Source organism: Bradyrhizobium sp. USDA 372 (assembly GCF_053629095.1).
Map to the genome: position 1 here is coordinate 6587598 of NZ_JBRJHR010000001.1, position 11985 is coordinate 6599582.

At 66.2% G+C, this 11985-nt stretch carries 9 protein-coding genes and 1 pseudogene; 9 read left to right on the top strand and 1 reads right to left on the bottom strand.

The genetic code is table 11. The features are described from left to right. Positions 1-74 precede the first annotated feature (74 nt). Positions 75-1020: pseudogene (locus AB7M16_RS30845) on the top strand (oxygenase MpaB family protein). A gap of 354 nt (positions 1021-1374) precedes the next feature. Here the strand turns inward: AB7M16_RS30845 and glgA are convergent. Then, positions 1375-2790: a glycogen synthase GlgA gene (gene glgA, locus AB7M16_RS30850; RefSeq protein ID WP_212254765.1), complete on the bottom strand. Its 1416-nt coding sequence runs from the start codon at positions 2788-2790 to the stop codon at positions 1375-1377. A gap of 193 nt (positions 2791-2983) precedes the next feature. Between glgA and AB7M16_RS30855 the strand changes: the two genes are divergently transcribed. The 8 genes from AB7M16_RS30855 to AB7M16_RS30890 all read left to right on the top strand — a co-directional run bounded on the left by AB7M16_RS30855 (position 2984) and on the right by AB7M16_RS30890 (position 11975). After that, positions 2984-4180, top strand: coding sequence for a CaiB/BaiF CoA transferase family protein (locus AB7M16_RS30855; RefSeq protein ID WP_453946244.1), 1197 nt, complete (start codon positions 2984-2986; stop codon positions 4178-4180). Positions 4181-4311: 131 nt separating this feature from the next. Next, the gene (locus AB7M16_RS30860; RefSeq protein ID WP_453946245.1) at positions 4312-5847 is read left to right on the top strand and encodes an ABC transporter substrate-binding protein; all 1536 of its coding nucleotides are present in this window, start codon (positions 4312-4314) and stop codon (positions 5845-5847) included. A gap of 7 nt (positions 5848-5854) precedes the next feature. Continuing rightward, positions 5855-6805 (top strand): ABC transporter permease, encoded by a 951-nt coding sequence (locus AB7M16_RS30865; RefSeq protein WP_172783934.1) that lies wholly within the window; start codon positions 5855-5857, stop codon positions 6803-6805. After that, entirely contained in the window at positions 6792-7664 is an 873-nt protein-coding gene (locus AB7M16_RS30870) for an ABC transporter permease (RefSeq protein ID WP_453946246.1), read from the top strand. Before AB7M16_RS30865 ends, AB7M16_RS30870 begins: the two co-directional genes overlap by 14 nt. After that, entirely contained in the window at positions 7661-8653 is a 993-nt protein-coding gene (locus AB7M16_RS30875) for an ABC transporter ATP-binding protein (protein WP_453946247.1), read from the top strand. Before AB7M16_RS30870 ends, AB7M16_RS30875 begins: the two co-directional genes overlap by 4 nt. Next, positions 8650-9621, top strand: a complete 972-nt coding sequence (locus AB7M16_RS30880; protein ID WP_453946248.1) for an ABC transporter ATP-binding protein — start codon at positions 8650-8652, stop codon at positions 9619-9621. The genes AB7M16_RS30875 and AB7M16_RS30880 overlap by 4 nt, the downstream gene beginning before the upstream one ends. 75 nt (positions 9622-9696) lie before the next feature. Then, entirely contained in the window at positions 9697-10764 is a 1068-nt protein-coding gene (locus tag AB7M16_RS30885; RefSeq protein ID WP_212254770.1) for an alcohol dehydrogenase, read from the top strand. A 131-nt stretch (positions 10765-10895) separates the two neighbouring features. Beyond that, positions 10896-11975, top strand: coding sequence for an isocitrate/isopropylmalate dehydrogenase family protein (locus AB7M16_RS30890; protein WP_453946249.1), 1080 nt, complete (start codon positions 10896-10898; stop codon positions 11973-11975). The last annotated feature ends 10 nt before the right edge of the window (positions 11976-11985 follow it).

Consider the following 11985-nt stretch of genomic DNA (forward strand, 5'->3'; position numbering starts at 1 on the left):
GCTTCGCACGACGACGATTTCGCAGGCGCGCGGTCCGGAGTATGGTCGCCGTATCTTCGTCGCGAGGCCTGCAATTGGTCGCTGAGAAAGATCTGGAGGAGTCGCTCGATACGCTGCGTGCCAACGCGGCGGGACCGGTCGCGGGCGTGTTCGGCCCGGCCTCGCTGACCTGGCAGATCGACCGGGAGGCCGTGATCTTTCTCGGCGCCGGCCGTGCGCTGCTGCTGCAGCTGGCCCATCCATGGGTGGCGGCGGCGATCGCCGAGCATTCGCGCACCCTTGCCGATCCGATCGGCCGCTTCCATCGCACCTTCGACATCGTCTTCACGATGGTGTTCGGCTCGCTGGACCGGGCGCTGGTGTCGTCCCGGCAGCTGCATCGGCGTCACAGCATGATCGTCGGCGAAATGCCCGAGACCGTGGGTCCGTTCGTGGCCGGCTCGCGCTACTGCGCCAACGACATCCCCGCGCTGCGCTGGGTCCATGCGACGCTGGTCGAGACCGCGCTCATGGCACATGATCTGGTGCTGCCGCCACTCTCGGCGGAGGAGCGCGATCGCTATTGGTGCGAGGCCAGGCTGTACGGCGCCCTGTTCGGATTGACGGGGGATGATTTGCCGGCGAATTGGTCCGGCTTCGCCGCCTATACCGCGGCGATGGCGCAGTCGGAGACGCTGACCGTCAGCAGCGCAGCACGCGAGATCGCGACGCAGATCTTCACGGGGCGCACGCCCGTGGTTGCGGCCGCCGCGCTGGTATCGCGCGCTCACCGCGAGCATGCTGCCCGAGCGCTTGCGTGCAGGCTTCGGCTTTGAGTTCGACGCGCGCGGAATCCGATCCGCCGACAACGCACTGCGGTGGATCAGGCGCACCTATCCGAAATTGCCTGACCGGCTGCGCTATGTCGGCCCCTACCAGGAAGCGCAGGCGCGGCTGCGGGGCGAGCTGCAGCCCGACTGGATGACACGGTGTCTCAACCGCGCATGGATCGGCCGGTCGCAGATGGACGTGCGTCGCTGAGCGCTCCCGGCGTGTCCCGGACAAGCTGCAACGCGTGGAGCGTTGCAGCGCAGAGCCGGGACCCAGGGGCCACGAGCTCAGTCGAGACATGGGCCCCGGCTCAGCAGCGCACCACGTCGCAAGGGCGACGCGCTGCGCTGCGTCCGGGGCACGAGAGGGCCGTTGGATACGCAACCTTCTCCGCGTCGTCATTGCGAGCGCAGCGACTTGTCCGCCGAAGCCTTGGCGAAGGCGGAAGCAATCCAGAGTCCCTCCGCGGAAAGAATCTGGATTGCTTCGTCGCAAGGGCTCCTCGCAATGACACCTGGAGAGGGATGCGCTCGCAATGACGGAGTATGCGGAAACGCCTCAGCGTCACACCGACGCCAGCTTGCGGTACAGCGCGCTGTAGCTGCCGGCCGAGATGCTCCAGGAGAACGAGCGTCCCATGGCGCTACGGCGCATCGTATCGAGCTGGTCGTGGGCCATGAAGGCCGAGAAGGCGCGCCGCACGCCGCCGAGGAACGACTCGCGCGACGGCCTCGAGAACAGGAATCCGGTCTCGCCGTCGCTGATGGTCTCGGCGAGGCCGCCGGTCTGGTGACCGATCGGCAGCGAGCCGAAGCGCTGGGCGTACATTTGGCTGAGCCCGCACGGCTCGAACCGCGACGGCATCAAGGTGAAGTCGCTGCCGGCGAAGATGCGCCGCGCCTGGGCGTCGTTGAAGCCGATCGCGACCCCGATTGCGTCGGGGCGACGGCGGTGCGCGTCGATCAGGGCCTGCTCGAGCGCCGGCTCGCCGGAGCCGGTGACCACGATCTGCCCGCCGGCGTCGACGATCTCGTCCGCCGCCGACAGAACGAGGTCGATGCCCTTCTGATGCACGAGTCGCGCGACGATGCCGAACATCGGCCCGCGCGAGACCGCCAGCCCGAACTGCTTGCGGACGTAGTCGGCGTTCGCCTTCTTGCCGACCCAGTCGCCGGCGCCGAATTGCTGGGCGAGCTGGGCGCAGGAGCGTGGGTCCCAGCTCTCGTCGATGCCGTTGAGGATGCCGGTGAGCTCGGCAGCGTCCGAGCGCAGGCGCAGCAGGCCCTCCAGGCCACAGCCGAACTCGGCCGTGGTGATCTCCCGCGCATAGGTGCCGCTGACCGTGGTGAGGTGCGAAGCATAGACGAGGCCTGCCTTGAGGAAGGAGACCTGGTCGTAGAACTCGACGCCGTCGATGTGGAAGGAGCTCTCCGGTGCGCCGATCCGCCGCAGCGAGTCCTTAGGGAAGAGACCCTGATAGGCGAGGTTATGAATGGTCAGGATCGACGGCAGCTTGGCGCCGCGCCAGGCAAGGTAAGCCGGGACGAGCGAGGCCTGCCAGTCATTGGCATGGATCAGGTCTGCTGCCCAATTCTTGTCCAGCTTGCCCATGGCGAGCTCAGCCGCCGCCGAGGCGAAGCGCGCGAAGCGGATGTCGTTGTCGGGCCAGTCGCGCCCGAATTCATCGCCATAGGGGTTGCCGGGCCGGTCGTAGAGCTGCGAGCACAACAGCACATAGACCGGCAGGCCGTCCTTGGTCGCGGCACGGCCGAGCGAGCAGGCCGGCATCTCCGCGAATGCAGGACAGCGGCCAACGACCTGAATATGCGTGAGTTGCTCGATGATGTCGCGATAGCCGGGCAGCATGATCCGGATATCGGCGAAGGAGCGAAGTGCGCGGGGGAGGGCGGCGGAAACGGCGCCCAGTCCGCCAACGCGGACGAAGTCGTCCATCTCTGTGGTGACGAACAAGACCCTCAAGAACAGCCGCCCTCTTCAGACCCCGCTTGCTGCTATGCAAGAACGGGTCCAGTTGTGCTGGAATTCCAAAGCCCGCCCACGCGGCACGTCTGTTCGGTAAACACTTTCCTACTCAGCCGCCGCCCTCTAGGGTCGCCGCATCAACAACAAAGAACTTCGACGGTTCCAAAGAGTTCCGAGGACGCAGGCAGGCATGCAGCTAGCAGATAAGCATGAGGGGACGACGACAAAGGCCTTCGCAGGCCTGCGGGTGCTGGATTTTTCGACCACGATCGCGGGGCCCCATTGCACGCGGATGCTCGCCGACATGGGCGCCGAGATCATCAAGATCGAGACCGACGGCGGGGAGACGATGCGGACCCGGCCTCCCTTGCGCAACGGCTGCAGCACCGCGTTCGGCCAGCTCAATGTCGGCAAGAAGAGCGTGGTCCTCGACCTCAAGTCCGAGGATGGCAAGGAGGCGGTGCGCCGGTTGGCCGCGACATCGGACATTCTGGTCGAGAACTTCCGTCCCGGCGTGATGCGTCGCCTTCGACTCGACTACGACAGCCTGCGTCAGGTCAACCCGAGGCTGATCTACTGCTCGATCTCCGGCTACGGCCAGACCGGCCCTTCGGCCGAACTGCCGGCCTACGCCCCGGTGATCCACGCGGCCTCAGGCTACGACATGGCGCATCTCGCCTACCAGCCGGGCCGCAACCGTCCGGACTATTGCGGCATCTACCACGCCGACGTCGTCACCGGGACCTACGGTTTCGGCGCGATCGCGTCCGCGCTCTATCAGCGCACCGTGACCGGTGTTGGCCAGCACATCGACGTCTCCATGCTGGAAACGATGCTGTCGCTGACGCTGACCGAGTTGCAGAGCTCGCAATTCACGGTGGCGCCGCCGCCACGCCCGATGTTCGGACCGACCGAGACGGCAAGCGGCTACGTCATGATCACGATCGCCAGCGAGAAGACATTCCAGGCCCTGATGGGGGTGATCGGCCGCCCCGACTGGGTCTCCGATCCACGCTTCGCCACCTATGCAGCGCGCCGCGAGAGCTGGGCCGAGCTGATGGATGGCGTCGAAGTCTGGTCGCGGCAGCTTTCGACCGATGCATGCCTGCGCGTTCTTGGTGCTGCCGGCGTGCCGGCCTCGGCCTATCGCAGCGTGTCCGAGGCCTTGGCCGATCCGCAGCTTGCACATCGCCGGGCGCTCTCGGAGGTGCGGGACGAGGGCGGCTCGTTCCAGGTGCTCAACCTGCCGTTTCGGATGTCCGCGGCTGACACGACGCCGGCCAAGACCGTGTCCGTGCTCGGCGAGCACACAAGCGCGTTGCGCGAGGAGATCGGCCTTGCGAGCGGCGTATCAATTCCGCCAGGCAAAACAGCCGCGACATCCTGAGTCGCATCGCCGCCACATGCGGCGTTTGAACTCTCGTTGGTTCCTCTTGCCGAGGCGAGCATTTGTCGCCAAGCTCGCGTCCGAGTCATTCAACGATCCGAAACATCGGACGCGGGATCCCGGGAGGAACCATGACGAACGCGGCGGCCGTGGCACGCAAGCGCGTGCCTATTTTCCTCGTTGCGGTATTTGCACTGGCAACGCCGGTGCAGGCGCAGAAATCGGGCGGCAGCATCACCGTCGGTCAGGAGCTGGAGATCGCAGGCTTCGATCCGCTCAAGGTCGGCGTCTACGACACCTCGACCTTCACCGCCGCCGCCGCGATCTTCGACACGCTCACAACGCTGAATGACAAGGGCGAGGCGGCGCCGAAGCTCGCGCTGTCCTGGACCCATTCCGACGATTACAAGAGCTGGACCTTCAAGCTCCGCGAAGGCGTGAAATTCCACGACGGCACGCCGTTCAATGCGCAGGCCTTCAAGGAGAATTTCGATCGGCAGAAGGACCCCGCCAACAAGTGCCGCTGCGCCTTCTACATCACCAACGTCAAGGAGGTGCTGGCGCCGGACGAACATACGGTGATCTTCAATCTGACCGATCCTTCGGTGAATTGGCCGGCAGTGATCACCATCCAGAGCTCGAACAATGTCATTCATTCGCCGACGGCCTGGAAGACCAAGGGCGATGATTACAACCGCAATCCCGTCGGCACCGGTCCCTACATCCTGAAATCCTGGACCGCCGGCGACCGCATGGTGCTGGAGAAGAACCCCAACTACTGGGACAAGGGCCGTCCCTATCTCGACCGCATCATCCTCAAGCCTTTGCCTGACGCGCAGTCGCGCTTCGCCTCGCTGCAATCGGGCGAGGCCGACATCATCTGGGACGACGAGAACGATGCCGACAACATCATGAAGGCGCAGAAGGACCCCAAGCTCACGGTGCACACCTACAAGGGCTCGGGCGCGCAGGTCTACGCCTTCAACACCAAGGTGGCGCCGTTCGACGACGTGCGGGTGCGGCAGGCGCTGGTGATGGCGATCGACCGTCCGAAGATGTCGCAGGCGATCAGCAATGGCCTCAGCCGACCTGCGAGCAATCCCTACGGCGACGGCTCCTGGGTCAAGTGCAAGGACGACGGTGCGCTGCCGTTCGACGTCGAGAAGGCCAAGGCGCTGATCAAGGAGTACGGCAAGCCGGTCGAGTTCAAGATGCTGGTGACCGCAACGCCCCGCGGCCGCATGATCGGCCAGGTGCTGCAGCAGTTCTGGAAGCGCGCCGGCGCCAACATGGAGATCGAGCAGGTCGATCAGGCCACGATTCCGACGCGCGCCTTCACCCGTCAGTTCCAGTTGACGCCGTGGCGCATCGTCGATCTCGCCGATCCCGATCCGCAGATGTACGCGAATTTCCGCAGCGGCAGCCCGCTGGCGCTCGCCGGTTTCTCCGATCCCGAGCTCGACAGGCTTCTGGACCATGCACGCGTCACCGCCGACATCACCCAGCGCACCGAGGACTATTGCGCCATCAGCCGCCTGATCAACAAGGAGGCAATCTGGTTCTGGACCTTCCAGAACACTTACTACGCGCTGTCGAGCGCCAGGCTGAAGGGCTTTCCCAAGATCTACAACGGCGTGATCGACGTCTCGACCACCTGGCTGGAATGACCTCGCGATGCTGAACTTCGTCGTTCGGCGGCTCCTTGCGATGCTGCCGGTGCTGCTCGCGGTCTCGCTGCTCACCTTCCTGATCGCCTCGCTCTTGCCGGGCGATCTCGCGCTCGTTATCCTCGGCGACCAGGCAACGCCGGAGAATGTCGCAGCGCTGCGCCGTGACATGGGGCTCGATCAGCCGTTGTGGTGGCGTTACCTGAGCTGGCTTGGCCATGTGTTGCAGGGCGATCTCGGCCGCTCGTTCCGCACCGGGCAGACCGTGCTGCAGGCGGTGGCCGAGCGCATTCCGGTTTCGCTGCAGCTGATGCTGATGGCCGAGTTCATCGGGCTCCTGATCGGCGTTCCCGTTGCGATCGCCTGTGCCGCGCGCGCCGGCGGCGCGTTCGACCGCTTCATGACCGGCAGCGCGTTCGCGATGCTGTCGATGCCGTCGTTCCTGACCGCGATCCTGCTGATCTATCTTTTCGCGGTCGAGCTGCGCTGGCTGCCGGCGACCGGCTATGTGCCGTTCACCGAGGCGCCGCTGGCCAATTTGCGCTTCTTCGTGCTGCCGGCGCTGACATTGGCGCTGGCGGAATGGCCGGGCATCATGCGCGTGCTGCGCTCCGACATGATCGCGACCTTGCAGGAGGATTACATTGCGCTGGCCAAAGCAAAGGGCCTCAAGCCATCGCGCATCCTGTTCGTGCATGCGCTCAAGCCTTCGTCGCTGACCCTGGTGACGGTGACGGGCATCAATATCGGCCGCCTGCTCGGCGGCACGCTGATCGTGGAATCGATCTTCGCGCTGCCCGGCATCGGCCGGCTGCTGGTCGGGGCGATCTACACCCGCGACCTCGTCATCCTCCAGGGCGTGGTGCTGCTGGTCGCCTGCGGCTTCGTCATCGTCAATTTCATCGTCGACATGCTCTACGCCGTGCTCGATCCGAGGATCCGCCATGGCCACGCTTGAGCTGTCGATCCAGGACGAGGAGGTGGCCGCGCCGGTCGGCCGCAAGCGCAAGCTCGGCCTGTTGTTCTGGATCGCAAGCGCCTGGCTTGCGATCATCCTTTCGCTCGCGATCCTGGCGCCGGTGCTGCCGCTGCAGAACCCGACCGACATGGACATGCTGGAACGGCGCGCCCCCTTCTCCGGCGAGCATTGGCTCGGCACCGACGGGCTCGGCCGCGACGAGCTCGCCCGGCTGATCTTTGGCGCGCGGGTGTCGCTGGCGGTCGGGCTGATCGCGCCCATGATCGGCCTTGTCGTCGGCGGCGCGCTCGGCCTGCTCGCCGGCTATTTCCGTGGCCGGTTCGAGACGCTGGTGGTCGGCAGCATGGACGTCTTGCTCGCCTTTCCGCCGCTGATCTTCGCGCTCGCGGTGGTCGCCTATCTCGGCCAGTCGGTCCCGAACCTCACGATGGTCCTTGGCGTGCTCGGCATTCCCGCCTTCATGCGCGTGGCGCGCGCGGCGACGCTGACGCTGGCGCGGCGCGAGTTCGTGATCGCGGCCGAGGCGCTCGGTGCGAGCCATGCGCGCATCATCCTGCGCGAGTTGCTGCCGAACGTCGTCCTGCCGCTGCTCGCCTTCTTCCTGCTCGGCGTCGCCGTCACCATCGTGGTCGAAGGCGCGCTGTCCTTCCTTGGCCTCGGCGTGCCGCCGCCGATGGCGAGCTGGGGCAGCATGATCGGGGAGGGACGCGACAGCCTCGACGTCGCGCCGCGGCTGGCGTTCCTGCCGGCGGCCGGACTGTTCCTCACCGTGCTGGCCTTCAACCTCGTCGGCGACACCTTGCGGGCCCTCACCGATCCACGTCAGGGGGCACTGTGAGCGCGCCGCTCTTGACCATCGAGGATGTTGCGGTCGAGCTGCCGACCCCGCGCGGAAACCTGCGCGCCGTCGATCACGTCGACCTTTCGCTGCAGGCCGGACGCACGCTCGGGATCGTCGGTGAATCCGGCTGCGGCAAGACCATGCTCTCGCGCGCCGTGCTGCAGCTGCTGCCGAAGAAGGCGAAGCTGACGGGCGGGGTGATGTTCGACGGACAGGATCTGGTGCGGCTCGAGCCTGAAAGCCTGCGGCGCTTGCGCGGACGCGATCTCGCGGTCGTGTTCCAGGACCCCATGACCTCGCTCAACCCGGTGCTCACCATCGGTACGCAGCTGATGGAGACGATCCAGGAGCACCTCGAGCTCGACGCCCCCGCCGCGAAGGCGCGCAGCATCGAGCTGCTCGCCGCCGTCGGCATTCCCGCGCCGGAGCAGCGGCTCGCGCAATATCCGCATCAATGCTCCGGCGGCATGCGCCAGCGCATCGCGATTGCGATCGCACTGTCCTGCGAACCGAAGCTCCTGATCGCGGACGAGCCGACCACCGCGCTCGACGTCACCATCCAGGCGCAGATCCTCGATCTGCTCGCGCGCGAGCAGCGCCGCCGCCACATGGCGATGATCATTATTACCCACGATCTCGGCGTCGTCGCCGGCCGCGCCGACGAGGTCGCGGTGATGTATGCGGGCCGGGTGGTGGAGCGCGCGCCGACGCAGGTCTTGTTCAAGCGCATGCACATGCCCTACACCGAGGCGCTGCTGGCGGCGATCCCGAAGCTGGATGCCGCGCCGCATACGCCGCTGCCGGCGATCTCGGGCCGTCCACCCGATCCGACGCGGCCGCTGAAGGGCTGCTCCTTCGCGCCGCGCTGCAATTATGCCACCGCGCGCTGTCATGAGGCCAAACCGGTCCTGACGAGTGCCGAGATGCCGGGGCATGTCTATGCCTGCTTCCACCCGATCCGGATGACGGAGGGGATCGAGGCATGATGCAGCTTGCTGTGCGCCCCGCGCCGCTTCTGAACGTCGACAATCTCGTCGTCGAATATGGCCTCGGCAACAAGATTGTTCATGCCGTCTCCGGTGTCAGCCTCCAGGTTGCGCGCGGCGAGACGCTCGGACTGGTCGGCGAATCCGGCTGCGGCAAGTCGACGCTCGGCCGCGCCGTCCTGCAACTGCGCCGTGCCAAGTCCGGCCGCGTGATGTTCGACGGCGCGGACCTCACCGCGATGGACGGCGATGCGCTGCGCAGGATGCGCCGCCGCGTGCAGCTGATCTTTCAGGACCCGATCGCCTCGCTCAACCCGCGCCGGCGCATCGGCGACATCGTCGCCGAGCCGCTGATCATCGCTGGCGTCAAGGATGCCGCCGAACGCAAACGGCGCGTTCACGAGGTGCTCTCCGCGGTCGGGCTCGACCCCGATCTCGTGGCGAACCGCCTGCCGCACGAATTCTCCGGCGGCCAGTGCCAGCGCATCTGTATCGCGCGGTCGCTGGTGCTCAACCCCGAATTCATCGTCTGCGACGAACCGGTCTCGGCGCTCGACGTCTCCATTCGCGCGCAGATCCTCAACCTGCTGGAGGAGATGAAGGCGCGCTTCGGCCTGACGCTGCTGTTCATCGCCCATGACCTCGCGGTGGTCAAAGCGGTCAGCGATCGCGTCGCGGTGATGTATCTCGGCCGGCTCTGCGAGGTCGGCCCTTCCGAGCAATTGTTCGCGCGGCCTGCGCATCCCTACACCGCGCTGCTGTTGCAGGCGATCCCGGTGCCCGATCCAGACGTGCGTCCCGCCGAAAGTGTGGCGGCCGGCGAGCCGCCATCGCCGATTGCGCCGCCATCCGGCTGCCGCTTCCGCACCCGCTGCCCGCGGGCCGATCAGCGATGCAGCGCGGAGATACCGGAGTTGCGCGAGGTCGCTCCCGGCCAGTTCGCGGCTTGCCACCATCCGCTGGCTTGAACTAAGACCGGTTTGTCTCGCCCCGCCGACCGTGGCATGGTGGCGCGACAACAAGAAGCATGCGGGAGGACGCCGATGAAGAGTTTCAAGGTTGCCGATTTCAAGGCGCCGCTGCAGGAGTTCGACGAGGCGACGCCGCAGCCCGCGGGCACGCAGGTGCTGATCAAGGTGAAGGCCGCCGGTGTCTGCCACAGCGACCTTCACATCTGGGAAGGCGGCTACGATCTCGGCCATGGCCGCAAGCCGCTCTCGTTGAAGGACCGCGGCATCAACCTGCCGCTGACCATGGGCCACGAGACCGTCGGCGAGGTCCTCGCCTTCGGCCCGGACGTGAAGCCGACCGACCAGGGCGACCTGAAGGTCGGCGATGTCGGCCTGGTCTATCCCTGGATCGGCTGCGGCAAATGTGCCACGTGCCTCGCCGGTGACGAGAACATGTGCCTGACGCCGCGCTCGCTCGGGGTCTATTGCGACGGCGGCTATTCCGATCACATGCTGGTGCCGCATCCGCGCTACCTGCTCAATCTGAAGGGCCTCGATCCCGCGACGACCGCGCCCTATGCCTGCTCGGGCGTCACCACCTACAGCGCGCTGAAGAAGGTCGAGCAGCATTTCGACACGCCGATCGTGATGTTCGGCGCCGGCGGTCTCGGCCTGATGGCGCTGTCGCTGCTGAAAGCGATGGGCGGCAAGGGCGCGATCATGGTCGATATCGACGCCAGGAAGCGCGAGGCCGCGGAGAAGGCCGGCGCGCTCTCAACCGTCGATCCCAAGGCGCCGGATGCGCTGGAGCAGCTTGCCAAGAAGGCCGGCGGGCCGATCCGCGCCGTGATCGACCTCGTCGGCAACTCTGCGACGACGCAGCTCGGCTTCGATTGCCTGACCAAAGGCGGCAAGCTCGTCATCGTCGGCCTGTTCGGCGGCGGTGCGACCTGGGCGCTGCCGCTGATTCCGATCAAGGCGGTGACGATCCAGGGCAGCTATGTCGGAAACCTGCGCGAAACGCAGGAGCTGCTCGACCTCGTGCGGTCGAAGAAGGTGCCGCCGATCCCGGTGACGCAGCAACCGCTCGCCAAGGCCAACGACGCGCTGCTGCAATTGCAGCAGGGCGCGGTGGTCGGGCGTACGGTGCTGACGCCGTAACGAACGCTCTCTCCGTCGTCATTGCGAGGAGCGAAGCGACGAAGCAATCCAGGCTGCCTCCGCGGAAAGATTCTGGATTGCTTCGCTTCGCTCGCAATGACGACTTGGCTAACTCCTTCCTCGAGGCTTCCATGTCCGCAAACAACGCCTTCCACATTGCCGTGCTTGCCGGTGACGGCATTGGTCCGGAGGTCATGGCGCCGGCGCTCGAGGTGCTGCGCAAGGTCGGCGAAAAATCCGGCCTCGGTTTCCGCTTCACCGAGGCTCCGGCCGGCGCCAGCCATTATCTCGCGACCGGCAAGTCGATGCCGGATAGCACCATCAAGCTCTGCGAGGAGGCGGACGCGATCCTGCTGGGCGCCTGCGGCCTGCCGTCGGTGCGCTACCCCGACAATACCGAGATCGCGCCGCAGATCGAGCTGCGTTTCATCTTCGATCTCTATGCCGGCGTGCGGCCCGCACGCCTCATTCCGGGCGTGCCGAGCCCGATCGTCGGCGCGGACCAGCGCGGCATCGATCTCGTCGTGATCCGGGAGTCCACCGAAGGACTGTTCGCCTCGATGGGCAAGGGCGTCGTCACCCATGAGGACGCGCGCGAGACCATGGTGATCACGCGCAAAACCTCCGAGCGCCTGTTCGAGTTCTCGTTCCGCCTCGCCGAGCGGCGCAAGGCGCGCGGCAAGCCCGGTGCGCTCACCTGCGTCGACAAGGCGAACGTGTTCAAGGCCTTTGCGTTCTTCCGCGGCATCTTCGACGAGATCGAGAAGAAGCATCCAGGCGTGAAGACCGACCGGCTCTATGTCGATGCCTGCTCGGCGATGCTGGTCAAGCGTCCCTGGGATTTCGACGTGATGGTGATGGAGAACATGTTCGGCGACATCGTCTCCGACATCACCGCGAGCCTGATCGGCGGCCTCGGCATGGCGCCGTCGGCCGACATCGGCGACAAGTACGCGGTGTTCCAGCCCTGCCACGGCACGGCGCCCGATATCATGGGGCAGGGCAAGGCCAATCCCACCGGCATGATCCTGTCCGCCGCGATGATGCTGGATTGGCTCGCCGACAAACACGGCGTCGAGAGCGCCGCGGAGGCCGGCGAGACGATCGAGCGTGCGGTGGACCAAGTCTATGCCGGCGGCATCAAGCCGATGGAATTCGGCGGCAGCAACGGCACGGCTGACATCACGAAGGCGGTGCTTGCGGCGCTGTAGTTGAAGCGCG